The sequence below is a fragment of the Streptomyces sp. NPDC047049 genome (genome assembly GCF_040643995.1).
GTDB classification, from domain to species: domain Bacteria; phylum Actinomycetota; class Actinomycetes; order Streptomycetales; family Streptomycetaceae; genus Streptomyces; species Streptomyces mooreae.
In genome coordinates this window covers 340328-357167 of sequence record NZ_JBEYVM010000005.1, presented here as the reverse complement: position 1 = coordinate 357167, position 16840 = coordinate 340328, and the positions used below count along the sequence as shown (strand labels likewise).

Below are 16840 nucleotides of genomic sequence, written 5' to 3'. Positions count from 1 at the left end.
CCTAATCCGCGACGTCCGTGACGCGGCTTCCCGGCCGTCCCAGGCGCAGCCGGCCCCGCAGCTTGTCCACCAACGGGTACTTCTCCCGCTGTTCGCGGGCCTGGCGGTTCAGCTCCTCCACCAGCCGCTCGGAGCGTTTCGTCACATCCAGCTCGTCCAGGATGCGGTCGATCTCGGCCAGCAGCGCACCGTGCAGCTGCCATTGCCGGGGGTGCTCCTGCACGCCGTCGAGGAGCAGGTGCGCGACGGTCTCCCGGCTCTCGCGGCTGGCGGCGAGTTCCTGGCCGAGCCGTTCCTCGGCCTCCTCCGCGTTGGCGCTGACCTGGGTGGTGATGAGGACCGCGAAGCTCTCGACCGCGCGGGCCATATGGCCGAACAGCTCCTGCAGGGCGGTGCCGAGGGCCGCCGGGAAGAGCGATTCGTCGGTGCGCGCCTTGGCGAGGTCGGTCAGGGTACGGCACGCCGTACGGAGCACCACCGCGGAGATTTCCAAGGTGTCCAGCCCGGTGCGCAGAACGACACGGGAGAGCAGGCCCTCCTTGACCCGGGGATTGAGCCGGAGGCTGTCCTCCGCCTGCCGGAGCGCCGCGTCCACCTGCACGATGTCGTGATCCAGGCGCCGCGCCTCGTGCAGCCGGGCTGCCGCCTCCGCCACGGGCGTGTGGCCCGTCATCTCCTCGCCGAGACTCAGCAGCAACCGGCTCATCCGGGCGGCAAGGCCCTCGATGGCCTCACTGGCGGGCTGCACCCACAGGGGCGGCACGAACAGCATGTTGAAGAGCAGTCCGACGACGGCCCCGATCAGCGTCTCCAACACCCGGTCCCAGGCCGTCGCGGCCACCCGTGTCGTCGTCACGCCGAGCACCAGCATCGCGCTGATCGCGACCTCGGGCACGAACTCGCCGGCCCGCACGAAACGCCCGATGACCAGCGACGCGAGGATGATCAGCCCCAGGCTCCACCAGGTCAGCCCCACCAGGGAGCTGAAGCCGATGGCGATGACCACCCCCACCACGACGGCGTTCACCCTGCGCACGCTGGTGGTGAGAGTGGTGTACAGGGTGACCTGGACTACGAGCAGGGCGGTCAGGGGCGCGGTCAGCGGCGCCGGCTCGCTGCTCAGCAGCAGGGCGACGACGTAGGAAATCACGGCGGCCACGGTCGAGCGGAGCGTCTGGGCGACGACGGGCTCGCTGTGCCATCGGACGAGGTCCAGCAGGGGATCGGTAACTTCGCGCACCCTCGACCCTTCCCCCCTGTGCGCGCCCAAGGCACCCTCGATGGCCTTGAATGACCCGCTTACCTCACGCGGCGGTCATCACCCGGGGCGATCTGGGGATCGCCGGTCCTGACCCCAGGGCAGACCGGACCCGGTGCCGGCCTGAGCACCGGCACCGGGCCCGGCGCCCGGAACTCGATGTGCCGGGCGCCGGGCGCGCGTGATTTTCCGTCGCCGCGAGCTCACTACCCGTATGCGGAACCGGCGGCACAGCGGGTCATCCGGGCCCGGCACCCGCCCGGTCAGGTGGTGGGCATACCGGCGAGATGCCGGGCGAGCGTGTCGAGAGGCTGGAAGGTGGCGCCGAGCAGCGCCACGTGTTTCCAGTGCAGGGTGCCGTCGGATCCGATGAGGAACACGGCCCTGCGCACTCCGATGCCGGGGGCGGCGACGCCGAAGGTGCGGGCGACGCCGCGATCGGTGTCGGCGAGCAAGGGCATCCGCAGGTCGTACTTGCGCGCAAACCGCTCGTGGCTGTCCACGTCCTGCGGACTGATGCCCCAGACCTCCGCGTTCTGGCCCTGGAACTGCTCGAGGCCACTGGAGTAGGAACACAGTTGCTTGGTGCACACGCTGGTGTCGTCACCCGGATAGAACACCAGGACGAGCGGGCGACCGCGCTGAAGGGACAGGGCGTAGTCGCGACGCTCGAAGCGGTCGCCGGTCAGCACACCACCGGGCAGGGTGAAGTCGGGTACCGGCTTGCCGATTTGGGGTGCGGGGGCCATGGGGGGTGTCCCTTCACTAGGGAGGCGGGAGGTCTGCGAAAAGTATCTACGTGCACTGTCTCCGACTGTCCGGCGCCTTGAGCGGGGCCCTGGATCCGGTGACGGGATCCGGTGAAGTCGAGGCATGCACTGCGGCATCGCCACAGCTCCTCCTCTCCCGATCCGATCCGATCGATCGCACGGCGGCCGCACGGCACAGCGCAGCACGGCGTTCCGGACATCCTCATCCGGTGTATTCGTCACCGGCCGGGATCCGGATTGGTCGGGGAGCGGATCAGTAGTGGAGCAGAAGTGGAGCAGAAGTGGAGCAGATGCCGAGGGTGAGGGTGCCGGCAGGGATCCGGTCCACCGTTTGACAGGATGACGCCGAGTGGCACCGTGGAAGTACGGATCCTGGCGCCGCAGCCAGGGCCAGGGGGCAGCCTGGCGAGGGGTGAGTAGGCACCATGGCTTTCAGTGACGGAACGGCGGGGAGCCTGATCTGTCAGCACCTCGATGAGGTGACGGCGGTCAGCCCCGACAGCCCTGACAGCTGTCCGGAGTGCGTCGCGCTGGGCGATGAGTGGGTGCATCTGCGCGAATGCCAGAGCTGCGGGCACATCGGCTGCTGCGACTCCTCCAAGAACAAGCACGCCACGGCCCACCACCACGCGACCGGCCACCCGCTCATCCGGTCCTATGAGCCCGGCGAGGCCTGGTGGTGGTGTTACGAGGACCAGGTGACCTTCGAGGTGGAGGGCGTGGGCCCCGTACGGTCGGCATGACCGCCGTGCCGTCGGCGGGTCAGGTGAGTGCCGCCGCCACCAGCGCGGCGGTCTTGGCCACCAGCGGGTTGTCCGTCGGCCCCTCGGGGTCGAATTTGGTGGAGAGGACGGAGAGGACGAGCGGCGGCCGTCCGGGCGGCCAGACGATGCCCACATCGTTGGCCACGCCGTACTGCTTCCCGCCACCGGTCTTGTCCGCGAGCGTCCAGTCGGCGGGCAGGCCGGCACGGAAACGCTCACCGTTGGTGGTGTTGGCGACCAGCCACTTCGTCAGCCGTTTCCGGTCCGCCGTGGTGAGTGTGCTTCCCAGGACGAGCCGCGCATAGGTCTGACCGATGGCACGGGGGCTGGTGATATCGGTCTTCCGCCAGGGTTCCGCCGAGTTCAGATCGGGCTCCCACCGGTCGAGACGTGTGGTCCCGTCCCCGGTCGAGCGGCAGAACCTGGTGACCGCGGCGGGTCCGCCGAGCTCGCCGAGGAGCAGATTGCCCGCCCCGTTGTCGCTGTAGGACACGGCGGCGGCACACAGCTCGCCGACGGTCATACCGTTGGCGAGATTTTCGGGCTTGCCCGTGACCGGGGCGTAGCCCGAATCCGTGACGTATTTTTCGGTGTACCGGATCCGGTGGCCGAGGAAATCATCCTCGCGGTCACGCAAGACGGCAGCGGCGGCCAGCGTCTTGAACACCGAGCACATCGGAAAGCGCTCGTCCGCGCGATACTTCACGGTCCGTCCCGTGGCCGCGTCGCGTGCGAACACCCCCAGGCGCGCGGAGTACTGCTGCTCCAGGTCCCTCAACTGGGCGGCGAGCCCGGCCCGGCGAGGAGTTGAGGCGGATGCCGCGGTCGGCACCGCTGCCGCGAGCACGGTCCCCGCGCCGAGGGCCAGTACCGCGCGGCGGGAGCGGTGGGATCCGGTGGTCTCCAAGGTCGGGGCCTCCCCATTTCTGCGATCGCGTTCTCTGCGGTCACGGCGTGCACTCCGATGATCAAGAGGCCGGAAAGGACGGGTGGGTTCCCTTTCGAGCCGCGGCAGACCTCAGAAGCTCGGCGGGGTCTCGGCCCAGACACAGACCGCCGGCACCTCGCCGGGGTTGCTGTAGCGGTGCGGGGTGGAGGACGGGAAGCTGACACAGTCGCCGGGCCGCAGGTGATGGTGGACGCCATCGACCCAGTAGTCCAGCTCCCCGCTCAACAGGACCCCGACTTCCTCCCCGGCATGGGTGTGCGGCCGGTCGCCGGAGCCGGCCCCCGGGGCCACCTCCAGAAGCATCATCTCCAGCCGGCCACCGTGGTCGGGATTGAGGAGGGTGTAGGTGACGCCCTCCACCCCTGCCCGGGTGAGTTCGATGCGCTGGTCGGGACGGGTCAGGACGCGCTGTTCGCTCTCGACGGCATGGAACAGCCGGCTGAGGGTCGTACCGAGGGCATCGACGATCGTACGCAGGGTGTTGATCGTCGGGCTGTTCACATCGCGCTCGACGTTGCTGAGGTAGCTGCGGGAGAGCCCGGTCCGGTCCGCGAGCTGTTCGAGGGTGAGCCCCCGCTCCAGGCGCTCCCGGCGAAGGTGGCGGCCGATCCCGTCGCTCGCCGCGCCTCCCGCTTCGGCCGGGGCGTTCTCAGCCGTCACGACGCCCACCCCATTCCAGTAAAGAGCACATTGCGTCTACTATAGCCGTTGTCTCGATGTCGCATATATCGTGTGCTCCACCGTTGATAGACGACGCCGAGTCCGCTTGCGCCGCGCGCCCGCCGTCCGACGCCGCCCACGATCCACTGATCCTGACCCCCTGTCCCCTGCCCGCACCCCGTGCACCCGGAGGTTCCGTCCCATGCACCCCCACGCCTCGTCCTCCCCCGAGCGCGAGATCCGTGCGCTGCCCGAACTCCGTCTTGAACGCGGCGCGTTGACGGACAATGTGCGGCTCATGGCCCAGTGGTGCCGCGAGCACCGCGTCGAGCTCTCGCCCCACATCAAGACCACCATGGTCCGCCCCATCGTCGAACAGCAGCTGGAAGCCGGTGCGTGGGGCGTCACGGTGGCCACCGCCCGGCAAGCCGTTGTGGCGCGCAGCTGGGGAGTGCGCAGGATCCTGGTCGCCAATGAAGTGATCCACCCCGCGGACCTCGCCCTCCTGCGCCACCTGCTCGACGAAACGCCGGACCTGGAGCTCTTCTGCCTCATCGACTCCTCGACCGGCGTGGACCTCGCCGCGGCGGCCGTTCACGACACGCACAACCCGCTCCGGGTGCTCGTCGACGTGGGCGTGCCGGGCGGCCGGACCGGGGTGCGTAGCGCCGTGGAGGCGTACGAGCTCGCCGCGGCCGCCGTCAAGGCCTCGCCCGGGCTCCTCCTGGCCGGAGTCGCCGGATACGAGGGAGTACGCCCCAATACCCGGGACGCCGCGACCCTCGCCGCCGTCGACGCGCACTGCCGCATGACCGCCGAGGTCTTCGAGTCGTTGGCTCCGCTGTACGAGACCGCACGCCCCGTCTTCAGCATGGGCGGCTCCGCGTTTCCCGACCGCGTCGTCCACGCCGTGGCGGAGCTGCTGAGCCGGTGCGGCGACCTGCCGCTGGTGCCCGTGCTCCGGTCAGGCTGCTACGTCACCCACGACCACGGCACCTACGCCCAGGTCACGCCGCTCCCCGGACTGCGTCCGGCACTGACCGTCCGGGCGACGGTGCTCTCCACGCCCGAGAGCGGAACCGCCGTGGTGGGGGCCGGAAAACGCGAGCTTCCCTACGACGCCGGCCTGCCCGTCGTCCTCGGGGCACGCTCGGCCGCCGGAGCACCCCGCGAGGTGCGGGCCACGGCGGCGCGGATCTACGACCACCATCTGGTCCTCACCCCAGCTCAAGGCCTTCAGGTGGGCGACGAGGTCGACCTCGGTGTCTCCCACCCGTGCTCGGCCTTCGACCGGTGGCCCGACATCACCGTCGTCGATGAGGAGGGAGCAGCCTGCGACGTGTGGCATCCGCAGTTCCGCTGATGCCTGACGGCTGAAGTCAAGCGCCGGGGCCGGCCCGGCCCGTGGCGCCTGGTGCGCGGCACCCGAAGGCAACGGCACAGGCCCACGGACCGAGCCGCCGCTCGACCACTCAGTCACTCTCAGCCGCTCAGCCGCTCAGCCGGTGAACGCTCGCGTGAATTCGTGCTCCGCCTTGCCGATGCTGGAACAGGTCGCCGCGGCCTGCAAGTTCGGGCCTCCGGGGCAGGCCTTGTCCCGGGTCAGCGACCACATCGAGAGCCGGCCAAGCCCCTTCTCCTCGGCGAACTTCGCGAGTTCGGCCGCGTCTTCAGGCTTGAAGACCTCGCCCTTGACGTCGTTCACTCCGATCATCGGCGTGACCCCGACGGCCTTCCAGGCCCGGGCGTCGTCGCGGATGCCGAGCGCCGACTTGACCTGCTTCTGGGTGGCGGTGGCTGCCGAGATGGCGTACTTGCCCATGTCGCCGTCGTAGTAGGTGCCGTAGTCCATGGCCATGATGTTCACCGTGGAGATCCGGACACCGTTCTTCCTGGCGTTCTCCAGCAACGCGACGGCGTGCCGGTTCAGCCCCGAGGGGAGCACCGGGAGGGTGACGGAGACATCGAGCTTCTTGCGCTGCTGGAGCCTGGCTATCGCCTGGGCGCGGAGGGTGTTGGCCTTGGTGTCCGTCAGGGCGGGGCCCTCGATGTCGAAGTCGGCCTTCGTCAGACCGTAGGCATCGATGACCTCGCTGTACGCCTGCGCCAGCTGGTCCACCGAGCCGCAGACCCTGGCCAGTTCGTTGCCGCTCTGTCCGCCGAAGGAGACCCGCACATCGCCCCCCTTGGCGCGCAGCGCGTCGGCCTGCCGCGCCACCGGGTTGCCGCGGAGTGCCTGCCTGCCGCCCCACTTGGGTACGCAGCCGCCCCCCGGAGAGACGAAAGCCAGGTTGTACTCCTTCACGCCGGTGTCCTCGGCACCCTGGAGCAGGTTGTAGGCGGGCTTCAGTGAGGTGTCCACGTACGGCGCGAAAGTGCTGGGTTCCTTGGCGGGGGCGGGGCTGCTCTCCCGCGGCGAGGAGGGCACCGGGCCGGGGCGCTCGGGCTTCTTCGCCGGCTCTTCGGCCGAACAGCCGGCGAGCAGCAGGGCCGCAACCGCCGCTGCCCCGACCGCAGTTGCGGCCGGCCTCGCCACGTGACTCCTCCGAGGAGCAGGCACTTCTGCGTCGTTCGTCATCGTCGGGCTGCCTCCATCGGTGGGGGGAGTGGGCAGTTGTGTGCGGACCTGCCGCCAGGAAGAGACACCAGGGGTGCGGGGCGTTCGGATACGTCACATCATCATCCGCCGAGGGTACTGGATCCTGCGGACCGGGCTCGGTGGCGCCCTACTACGGCGACGGCTCGCTGCCGCGCCGAGCAGGTGCGCCACCTATACCCCGGAGGTACCCACAGGGCCACCGCCGTCATGCCCATGGCATCACGGCATCACGGAGTCATGACGTCACGGCCTCCTGGCCTCGGGCGCGGCACCGGCGCCGCCCTGGGCAGGGATACGGGCACCGGCCCACCCCTGCACCGCCGGCTCTTCCAGCGAGTGGACCCACCAGTCGGCCAGTGCCGTCTCCTCGTCGCTGGGCCGGGGGCCGACCCCCAGGACCCGCATGCCCGCGCCCGCGGCGGCCTGGATGCCGCAGTGGGAGTCCTCGACGGCCAGCGTGTCACCGGGTTCCACTCCGCAGAGCTCGGCGGCGGTGAGGTACACGTCGGGATGAGGCTTGGGTCTCGTCGTGGCATCGGGCACCACGATATGGCGGAAGCAGTCACGGAGTCCGGCCATATCGAGGCAGGACTCGACGACTTCCAGCGGGCAGTTGCTGGCCACCGCCAGCGGGGCGAACTGCACGGTCGAATACACCAGTTCCGGCGCTCCGGGCATGGTGGTGGGCTCGGCCGCGACGAGGTCGCGGAAATGCTCGAGCAGCGATTCCGTCATTTCCCCGGTGAGTTCCGGGCGGCCTGCGACATCGGCCATCAGGCGTCCGCATTCGGTGTAGTGCAGCCCCCGGGCCTTCTCCGCGAATGCGGCCGAGGGGGTGAATCCATAGCTGTGCAGCACTCTGTCACGGGCGTCCTGCCAGTGGCGTTCGGTGTCCATCAGCGTGCCGTCGCAGTCGAAGACGACGGCAGCGGGTGTCCAGGAAAAGATGCTGTCTGCGCTCATCCGCGTTTCCGTTCCGAGGGGCCCGGGGGCGCCGCTGTGACCGGTCGCGAGGAAGGCAGGGCAGCATCGGTTCACGGACGTCCGGCACCGGGCCGAGGGGATTTCCGGCGGAGGGCAGTCCTCATGGGCAGGAGTTCTCCCCGCTCCATGCCGGAACATTACGATCGTTACGTTACGGACGGCAACACAGCGTGGTCAACCGATTCATAAATGTCCATATTTTCGGATCTACTGATAACCGAGAGTGCCGTAGGCCGTTTCGGCGCCGCCCTGGAGGATGCGGAATGCGCATGTCGAGCGGCGCCGGGTGCACAGCACACGTGCGGGTGGGGCCAGTTCGGTGAAGCGTGCGGCCTTCAGCCACCCGAAGCGGGGCCGGCTCAGCCTGCCCCGGCTGTGGTACGAGGCGGCCTGGCGGGCGGCCTCCAGCAGCACCATGCCGGGCACGTGATCGGTCGCGTGGTCGAAGAAGAACGGGTGCAGCGGGTCGGCCGGCGACACCAACAGCCCCTCCCCGTCGAGAGCGAGGACCGCATCGTGCGGATGGTTCACCGTCAGCCGGGCGGCCGGCGGGCGGATGTGCCGGCCGGCGGGGCGGACCGGCAGGGACTGAGCCGCCCTGCCGGCGCGCAGCGCGGTGAAGCGCGCGCCGTCCAGGAATCGCACGCCCCCGCCACCACAGCCGAAGGTCACCCCACAGGCGGCGAAGGTGACGTTCAGTCGCAGGCCGACGACGGCCTTGTCCGGCGTGTGCCGTACGGCGCTCACCCGGGCGCAGCAGGTGATCTCGGTCGCCCCGGCGCGGGCCGGTGACTCGTCGGCGGGTCTGAGGTGGAAGTACAGGTCGGTGATGACCGCGTGGCACGCCTGAGGAACGGCGTAGAACCGCAGGGGAATGTACAGGCCGAGCTGGCGCAGGGTTTCCACCAGAATCAGCGGGCTGTGCCGCTGCGATCCGTCACGGGGGAAGGTCGGATGCGCGCGCGGCCATGATGCCGCGGCGCGGAAGACGTGCGCGGTATCGGCCGGCCGCACATCGGTGAGAAGGACCTCCGCCACCGCGGTCCGGTGCACCAGCTCCCGCTCGACCGTTCGGGACCAGCTGAGCGGCTCACTCTTTCCGGCGATGCTGCCCGTTGGCGTGCTCATACGACCAGGGAATACCGAATTTCGAACGTGCGCACCCTTGAATTCCGGGTCGCGCGGAACGGTAGGTTGCCTGCCGGCCGAACCAGAACGATGTCTGAGGTGTATGTGCAGATCCGGGCGAAGACGACGCGCAGGTCCCTTCTTGAGGCGGCAGCAACCCTGTTCGACGAGCGAGGGTATGCCGGTACCAGCATCAGCGACATCAGTGCGCATTCCGGTCGCACCAGCGGTGCCATTTACTTCCACTACGCCAGCAAGGAAAAGCTTGCCCTTGCCATCGTCGAGGAGCATTTCGCCACCTGGCCGCATTTGATCAGCCGGCACCGGCAGCCCGGTCTGCCGGCCCTGGAAAAACTCGTCGGCCTGAGCTTCGAGGTGGCCCGGGCCTTTCGTGACGACATCGTCGTCCGGGCCGGTGCCCGCCTGTGGGCCGAGCGCAAAGCCATCGACACGCAGCTTCCCGCACCGTTCCTCGGCTGGATCGGAGCGGTCACCCAGTTGCTCGAAGAGGCCGCCCGTAACGGGGAACTCGCTGCCGAGGTGCCACCTGCCGCCACCGCCCACGGCATCGTCTGCGCCTTCTTCGGTCTGCACACCGTCTCCGACGCCCTGGACGGCCGCCGGCACATCGAGGAGCACCTGGACGACCTGTGGCACCTGCTGCTCCGCGGCCTGCAGGCCGAGCCGGATCCGGCCGCGCTGCTCGCTCGCGTGCGCCGGCGGATGCGCGAGGACGGGACGGCGTCCGGGACCGCGTAGCCGGAGGGGCCTCAACCATGGTGGTCACGGGTCGCGTTGAGCACCGTGCGTCGCATTCAGCAGCGTGCGTCCTGTGGGGCGCTCGGACCGGGAGCACGCCCGGGTGACGGGGATCAGCGGATCAGCATGCCATCAGCCGCGGTTGGCCGGAACCGACCGGTCCAGTAAGGGACGTGCCAGGGCCCGGCAGGAGGCCGGCCGGCGCGCGGGGGCTGCTGGTCAGCGAGCGGAGGCCGGAGGGTAACCTGCTGCGGTCCACATCGAGCTTTCTCAGCTTCTGCACTCAACCACGGGGGATTTCAGGCATGTCCGCGCCGCCGCCCTATCAGAATCAGCCACCACAGCAGCCGTACGGGTCTCCGCAACAGCAGCAGCCGTACGGGCAACAGCAGCCCTACGGGTATCAGCAGCAGCCGCAGGCGCCGCAAGGCCCGCAGGGGCCTCAGCGGCCGCGGCCCCAGCAGAGCAGCCCGCTGCGGGGGCTGATCAGCGCCGTCATCATCCTGGCGGTCTTCGGCGGCGGTGCCTGGTACGTGTGGGATTACAACACCAACCCCCACGGCGGCAAGGCCAAGAAGGAGGCCGCGCAGGCCGCGCAGGCCGAGGAGAACAAGAAGTACAACCCGGAGGTCGGGGACTGCGTCAAGATCCACGACCCCCAGGGAGAGCCGCTGGCGGAGATCGTCGACTGCGGCTCGGCCGAGGCCGAGTACAAGACCGGCGACAGGCTGATCGGTGCCGGCACCCGGTGCGGATCGCAATTCGACTACGGCATGCACGTCTCGATCCGTCACAGCTCTTCCTACACGCTGTGCTTCACCAAGATCTGATTCCTCCTGCCCCCTTCTGACTCCTGATGCGCCCTCCGGCCGTCACCCGCAGGAACGGGTGGCGGCCGGAGTTGTGTGCCCCCGGGAGTCGTGGGGCTGCCGGGGCCGCTTGTGTGGCGCACTCCCCCGGCTCAGCTCCCGTCCGGGGCAACGCCGCCGAGAGGCGCGGTGAGCGACAGCCGGCGCACTCCGGGAAGGTGTCCGTCGAGTTCGCCCGGCTCGAAACGGCACATGCCCACCGCATGCCAGAACTCACCGGCGATGTCCCCCTCGTACTTGTAGCCGCCCGAGGGTGAGAGCGCGGCCCAGCCTCCCGGTACCCCGATCAACGTGGCCTGCAGGGACGGCTCGCCCTGGTCGGGCACGGTCCACAGCCGGACCGTGCCGTCCTCGCCGCCGCTGGCGAGCAGCGAGCCGTCCGGGCTGAAGGCGGTCGAGAGGATCCGCCCCGTGTGTCCGGTCAGCCGGCCGGTCTCCTGCCCGTCGCGCGGATCCCACAGCCGGACGATCCGGTCGTCACCGGCCGTGGCCGCCAACGGCCGGGTGGGGTGCACGGCGGCGGTCCACAGCCGGCCGGAGTGCCCGCGGAGCCGGTGCTGCGGCCTGCCGTCGGCCCAGACGATGGCATCGCCGTCCCAGGACGCGCTGACCAGCCAGGAGTCACCGGGGCCAAATGCCACCGCGTACACCCGGTCCCGGTGCGCGTCGAGTTCGGCGGTGAGGCGACTGTCCTGTATGTCCCACAGGCGTACGGTGCGGTCGTCGCAGCCGGTCGCCAGCAGCGTGCCACCGGCGCTGAACGCGATCGACCGTACCCGGCCCCGGTGCTGGGCGAGTGTCGTCACATGGGTGCCGGTGCTGCGGTACCACAGGCGCACCGTGTCGTCGTCGTTCGCGGTGGCGAGCAGTTCGCCGTCGCCGCTGAACGCCTCGGCCCACACGTGGTCGGTCTCGGCATCGATCTCTCGCTGGTACTCCCCCGTGGCGGCGTTCCACAGGTAGACGTCGCCGTCGTTGCTGGAGGTGCCGAGGAGGGCTCCGCCGGCCCCGGTGGGGCTGAAGACAGCCGACACCAGGCGGCCGCTGTGGCCGCTGAGTTCCCTGAGGCGGCGGCCGGTCGCCGGTTCCCACAGCCGGACGACGCCGTCGTTGCTGCTGGCCGCCAGGTAGGAGCCGTCGGCGCTGAAGGCCAGGGTGCCGATCCGGCGGCCGTGGCCGCGCAGGATGCGACGGCCCTGGCCACTGGCGGTGTCCCACAGCCGGACCACCCCGTCGTTGCCGGCCGTCACCAGCAGCGGGCCCAAGTCGCCGCCGCCGATACCGCCGCGCGGCCGGAACCGGCAGGTCCACACGGATCCGCGGTGGTCGGCGGGCTGCTGGCGGAGGGGGGACACGGACCAGCCGGGGGCGTCGCCGGGGCGGCCCCGGCCGTCGGCCGCGGCTCCCGCCTGGACCCGCCACAGCCGGACGACGCCGTCGCTGTCGCCCGCCGCCAGCAGCGTGCCGTCGGTGTCGAACACCACCTGGTAGACGGCGCCGCTGCCCCGTCCTGGCTGCCCGGCCGGGGCCCCGGTCACCGGGTCCCACAGCCGTACCTGTCCATCGGTGTCGCCGCTGGCCAGCAGCGTGCCGCTGGGGTGGAAGTCCAGGGTGTAGACGCGTCCGGTGTGGCCGGTGAAGGTGTGCCGCAGCCGTCCCGAGGCCACGTCCCACACCCGTACGGTGCCGCCCTGGTCGCCGCCCCTGTCACCCGTCGCGAGCAGGGACCCGTCGGGGCTGAACTGCGTCCGGTTGCAGACGCCTTCGTGCCCGGGCAGTTCGGCGCACAGGCGGCCGGTGCGGGTGTCCCACAGCCGTACGCCCGCGGCCGCGTCGCCGGTGGCCAGGGTCCGGCCGTCGGGGCTGAACACCGCGGTGTAGACGGGGGCCGCATGCCCGAGGAGTTCGTGCCGCCGGGTGCCGGTGGCCACGTCCCACAGGGTGACGGTGCCCTCTGCGTCACCGGTGGCGAGCAGTGTGCCGTCCGGGTCGAGGGAGACCGGCCACACCCCGCTCGGGTGGATGTCCAGCCGGTGCAGGCAGGCTCCGGAGACGGCGTCCCACAGGCGCACGGTGCCGTCCGCGCCGCCCGTGGCGAGCAGGTCCTGGCGGAACTTCACGGCGTAGACGCGGCCGACGTGGCCCTGGAGGGTGCGCAGTGCCGTGCCGGTGGCGGCGTCGCACACCAGGACACCGCCGTCCTCGCTGCCCACGGCGAGCAGTTCGCCGTCGGTGCTGTACGAGACCGGCTCGGGCAGCCGGACGGACTGCATGCCGAAGCCGTAGGGAACACCGACCGCGGAAGGCCGGAAGCCCGCGTCGACGGGCATGCCGGGGGCCAGGGCGGCGGTGCGCAGCTCGGGGCGGCGCAGGGTTTCCTCGTCGGTGGTCGCGTCGATCAGCGCGGCCCGGTTCCAGTGGCTGCCCGCGGTCCGCACGCCGCTCAGGTCGGCGCGGATCAGCCGGGCCCGGCGCAGGTCGGCGCCGCGCAGGTCGGCACCGGAGAGGTCGGCGTCGTCCAGCCGGGCGCCGACCAGACGCGCGTCGCGCAGCACCGCTCCGGAGAGGTTGGCGCCGACCAGTTGGGTGTCGGTGAGGTCGGCGCGGGTGAGGTCGACGCCGGAGAAGTCCCGGTGGGAAAGGTCCTCGCCGGCGAGGGCGGCGCCGCGCAGGTCGGTGTGGGCGGGCACCCGGAGCCGGGCGAGGACCTTGACCGCATTGGCGCGCGCGACCTCGTCGGCCTGCCCGCGCCGCCGTCCCTCCCCTTCGCCGTCCTCGTCCGGGCCGTCCAGAACCCGCTCGGCCCACTCCTGGCAGGTGCGGTGGTCGGCGAGGTCGCAGAGGAATTCGACGGTGAGCTGGCTGAGCGGGCGACGCGCCAGCAGTTCGTACTCGCCGCGGACGAGGCGGGTCGCGGCCTCGCGGGCCACCAGCCACTCCACGATGGAGCTGTGGATGAACTGGAACAGCCCCTCGTCGCTGCGTACCAGCAGGCTGCCGGAGCCGATCGCGTGGGCGGCCTCCCGCGCGGAGAGCCTGATGTCCGCCAGGCCCGTCAGCGTCGCGGCGACATCGGTGAGTTCGTCGAGGCTCAGGGTGCTCTGGCCGCTGGACCACAGCCGCAGCGCGAGGGTGGTCACCGCGTCCCACCGCTGGTCGAGGTTCATCCCCGGAGCCGCCCCGACGCCGCCCTGGCCGCGCCGCTCCTCGAACTGCAGCCAGGAGGTGAGCACTTCTTCGTAGAGACCGGCGGCGCTGAGGGCGCGCCCGGCCCCGGCGACGGCGCGCAGCCGGTCGTGGTCGAGGTCGGCGACAAAGCTGAGCAGGCGCGGGTTGCGGCACAGCGCCAGCAGGTCGGGGATGCCTTCGAGGAGCCGCACCCGGCGGTCGGCGGCCTGCTCGTCGCCGTAGCGGTTGGCCAGGTAGGTGCGGATCTGCTGGGGCGTGAACTCCTGGAGGGCGAGGACGCGGCGCTGCGGGAGCAGTCCGACCCGCTCGCCGAGGGCGGTGAGCACCTGCGACTGGGACTTGAAGTGCTGGTTGCGGCTGCTGACGACGACCTTGGCGTGGTCCACGACGGCGTCGAGCAGGACTTGCAGCCGGTCGGTGGCCCGCTCGTAGCTGACCCGGTTCGCCAGTTCGTCGAAGCCGTCGAAGAGCAGCACGATCCGGCCCTGCTGGAACATGTAGCGGAAGGCGCGGAGGTTGACGGAGTCGACGCCGTGGTTCGCCAGGTGGGCGGCGACCAGCCCGTCCAGCGAATACGCCCGGTCGAGGGTGTTCAGCTCGATGAACAGCGGTACGAGGTGGGGCATCTCCTCGGGGATACGGCGGGCGAGCTCGCGCAGCGCGAAGGTCTTGCCGTGTCCGAAATCCCCCAGGAGCAGCAGGAACCGGCCGTGGTCGGCCTCCAGCAGCCGCAGCATGTCGTCGACGAGTCCGTCGCGCTCCTCGCCGCCGGGGCGTTCGACTTCCCGGTAGCGCTGCGGGAGGTAGAGGTCGGGGCGGTAGCGGTGGTCGGTGCGCAGCCGTTCGGTCTGGGCGGTGACGTAGTCGCGCAGGTCCAGCAGGCCCTGGAACTCGGTGAAGCTGCGGATGCGGACGCCCCGGCGGCGGGCCCGCTCGCGCAGTTCGCGGGCCGGGGCGGGCCCGTCGTGGACGAGTTCGGCGTCGGGTTCGGTGTCGGAGGCGTGGACGTGATCGAGGAAGGCGTCGGTGTCCTCGGTGGAGGGGGTGCCGTGGCAGACGCCGACCCGCTGCTGCCGGACGAAGCCGGATTCGTTCCAGGTGACCAGGAGTTGGGGCGGGCTGCCGGCGATCCGGCGCAGCTGGGCGCCGTCGTGGCGGGTGCGGCAGACCTCGGCGACCCGGGCCACGAGTTCGTCGAGCGGGTCGTCGAGGGTGCGGGCCTCCAGCCCGGGTTCGTGTTCCGGCACGGCGGGTCCGGCGGTCTCCGGCGTGCCGTCCCCGGGTGTGCCGCTCTCGGCGCCGGGCTGCGGGCGCGGCGGTCCGAAGACGCGCTGGGCCCGCCGCCAGCCGACCGCGAAGTGCTCGGGCTCCGCGTCGGGGCGCTCCCGCCAGCGGGTGAGGCCGTCGCGGGTGATCCGCAGGAGTTGGTGGCGGGCGGGTGCGGTAGCGCCGTAGACGGGCAGTTCGCCCGTGGTGAGGGCCAGGGGCGGGGTGGCGGGGGGCGCAGCGGAAGTCGAGCGCCGGTCTCCGGTGGGGCCGTGCAGCAGGAGGTGGAGCCGGGGCGCGGTGAGACGGGCGAGGTCGGCGGTGTCCCGGAGCGGGCCGGGGCCGTGCGCGGAGCCGGGGCGGCCGGCGGCCTCGGTGACCGGATGCCGCAGTGCGCCGAGCCGCAGCCAGCCCTCCTGCTCGTACGGGCGCAGGGCCTGGGCGAACCAGGCGGCCTGCTCGGGGCCGAGCCAGCCGTACTGGTCGTCGGGCCGGTGGCTGTACGCCATGGAGGAGTTGAGGCCCGCGATGACCGTGCGCAGTTCCGGGACGGGGAAGAGGCTCCAGGGCTGGTCGCTGTCGAAGACGACGTCGAGGCCCTGGTAGAGCTCGTGGAAGAGCCGGGCGTAGTGCCGCCACTTGGGCCAGTACGGCGGCCTGGGCTGCATCTCGTCGGCTTCGCAGGTGTGGAAGTAGGCGCGGCAGGCGGCCTGGCTGACGTCCTGGCCGCCGGGCACCACGGCGAGGCGGTGGGGTTCGAGGCCGAGCAGGGAACGCAGGCCGGTGAGGAAGCTGAGGGCCTGGTCGGTCTCGCGCGGGCTGCCCGAGGCGGTGAGGTCGCCGGTGACGACGAGGAGGTCGGGGGCGGGGGCGCCGGCGTCGGTGAGCTCGACGAGGTCGCCCCAGATGGCGGCCTGGAGTTCGGCCGGGTCCTGGCCGCGGCCGAAGGCGGGTCCGGCCAGGTGCAGCACGGTGACGGCCTCCCGGGCGTGCTGCGCTCCGGGCTCCTGGGGGTACTGCGGCGGGACCGCCGGGCGGCGGCGCCCGGCCCAGCCGGGGCGGCCGAGCGGCCTGCCGTCCCCGGACTGCGGTCGCGGGATCCCGGCCGGGGTGGCGGGCCCGGTGGCCGGCCCGCCGGGGTAGCCGGGCCGGCTGGCGGGCCGGGCCCGCCCGTCGAGCGCCTGGCCCACACGGGTGAGCAGCATCTCGCGGGCGGCGGCGGTGTCGGTGACGCCGACCAGGTCGACGTAGGTGATGGTGGCGAGCAGGCCCTCGACGGGGATGTCCTCGACCCGGACCGTGAGCAGCCGCCGTTCCGGGGCGTCGGGGTCGGCGCGCAGCGCGGCCTGCCACTCCATGCGCCCGTAGCGGGAGCGTTCGTAGTTGCTGGAGAGCACCGCGATGACGGCGGCGGATTCGCTGACGCCGCGGTCCATGAAGTCCACGAAGTTGGTGCCGGGGACGAAGTCCCAGGCCTGGACGACCGTCCGGTAGCCGGCCTCCTCCAGTGTCCAGGCGATCCACGAGGCCCATCGCTCGTCGGCCGGTGAGTAGCTGATGAAGAAGTCCAACGGGCCGGTTTCCGGGCGTGTTTCGGGTTCTCCGAATTCCTGGCGAGCCACCATGTCCGCCATCCTATGATCCA

The 16840-nt window shown here is 71.2% G+C and carries 12 protein-coding genes; 4 read left to right on the top strand and 8 right to left on the bottom strand.

Annotated elements, in window-relative coordinates; all coding sequences use genetic code 11:
- Nucleotide 1: 1 nt before the first annotated feature.
- Nucleotides 2–1240, bottom strand: coding sequence for an aromatic acid exporter family protein (locus ABZ851_RS15925; protein WP_361127102.1), 1239 nt, complete (start codon nucleotides 1238–1240; stop codon nucleotides 2–4).
- Nucleotides 1241–1521: 281 nt separating this feature from the next.
- Nucleotides 1522–2007 carry a peroxiredoxin gene (locus ABZ851_RS15920; protein WP_361127099.1) on the bottom strand — a complete coding sequence of 162 codons (486 nt, stop codon included), beginning with the start codon at nucleotides 2005–2007 and terminating at the stop codon, nucleotides 1522–1524.
- Nucleotides 2008–2453: 446 nt separating this feature from the next.
- Between ABZ851_RS15920 and ABZ851_RS15915 the strand changes: the two genes are divergently transcribed.
- The gene (locus ABZ851_RS15915; protein WP_311623538.1) at nucleotides 2454–2771 is read left to right on the top strand and encodes a UBP-type zinc finger domain-containing protein; all 318 of its coding nucleotides are present in this window, start codon (nucleotides 2454–2456) and stop codon (nucleotides 2769–2771) included.
- A gap of 19 nt (nucleotides 2772–2790) precedes the next feature.
- On the opposite strand, the gene bla is transcribed toward ABZ851_RS15915, so the two are convergent.
- Nucleotides 2791–3699: a class A beta-lactamase gene (bla, locus tag ABZ851_RS15910; protein WP_361127095.1), complete on the bottom strand. Its 909-nt coding sequence runs from the start codon at nucleotides 3697–3699 to the stop codon at nucleotides 2791–2793.
- Nucleotides 3700–3810: 111 nt separating this feature from the next.
- On the bottom strand, nucleotides 3811–4401 hold the full coding sequence (locus ABZ851_RS15905; RefSeq protein ID WP_361127092.1) for an XRE family transcriptional regulator: 591 nt from the start codon (nucleotides 4399–4401) through the stop codon (nucleotides 3811–3813).
- Nucleotides 4402–4603: 202 nt separating this feature from the next.
- On the opposite strand from ABZ851_RS15905, the gene ABZ851_RS15900 reads away from it, so the two are divergent.
- Nucleotides 4604–5764 (top strand): alanine racemase, encoded by a 1161-nt coding sequence (locus tag ABZ851_RS15900; protein WP_361127089.1) that lies wholly within the window; start codon nucleotides 4604–4606, stop codon nucleotides 5762–5764.
- 135 nt (nucleotides 5765–5899) lie between these two features.
- Here ABZ851_RS15900 and ABZ851_RS15895 read toward each other — a convergent pair whose 3' ends face one another.
- The 3 genes from ABZ851_RS15895 to ABZ851_RS15885 all read right to left on the bottom strand — a co-directional run bounded on the left by ABZ851_RS15895 (nucleotide 5900) and on the right by ABZ851_RS15885 (nucleotide 9112).
- Nucleotides 5900–6937: a chitinase gene (locus tag ABZ851_RS15895; protein ID WP_361127085.1), complete on the bottom strand. Its 1038-nt coding sequence runs from the start codon at nucleotides 6935–6937 to the stop codon at nucleotides 5900–5902.
- A gap of 306 nt (nucleotides 6938–7243) precedes the next feature.
- Nucleotides 7244–7963 carry an HAD family phosphatase gene (locus tag ABZ851_RS15890; RefSeq protein ID WP_361127082.1) on the bottom strand — a complete coding sequence of 240 codons (720 nt, stop codon included), beginning with the start codon at nucleotides 7961–7963 and terminating at the stop codon, nucleotides 7244–7246.
- A gap of 228 nt (nucleotides 7964–8191) precedes the next feature.
- A complete protein-coding gene (locus ABZ851_RS15885; RefSeq protein ID WP_361127079.1) occupies nucleotides 8192–9112 on the bottom strand; it encodes a ScbA/BarX family gamma-butyrolactone biosynthesis protein in 921 nt (306 codons plus the stop codon).
- A 105-nt stretch (nucleotides 9113–9217) separates the two neighbouring features.
- Between ABZ851_RS15885 and ABZ851_RS15880 the strand changes: the two genes are divergently transcribed.
- Nucleotides 9218–9871, top strand: coding sequence for a ScbR family autoregulator-binding transcription factor (locus ABZ851_RS15880; protein WP_361127358.1), 654 nt, complete (start codon nucleotides 9218–9220; stop codon nucleotides 9869–9871).
- Between the two features lie 305 nt (nucleotides 9872–10176).
- Nucleotides 10177–10701 carry a hypothetical protein gene (locus tag ABZ851_RS15875; protein ID WP_361127076.1) on the top strand — a complete coding sequence of 175 codons (525 nt, stop codon included), beginning with the start codon at nucleotides 10177–10179 and terminating at the stop codon, nucleotides 10699–10701.
- A gap of 131 nt (nucleotides 10702–10832) precedes the next feature.
- Here ABZ851_RS15875 and ABZ851_RS15870 read toward each other — a convergent pair whose 3' ends face one another.
- Nucleotides 10833–16820 carry a TIR domain-containing protein gene (locus tag ABZ851_RS15870; protein WP_361127073.1) on the bottom strand — a complete coding sequence of 1996 codons (5988 nt, stop codon included), beginning with the start codon at nucleotides 16818–16820 and terminating at the stop codon, nucleotides 10833–10835.
- Nucleotides 16821–16840 lie beyond the last annotated feature (20 nt).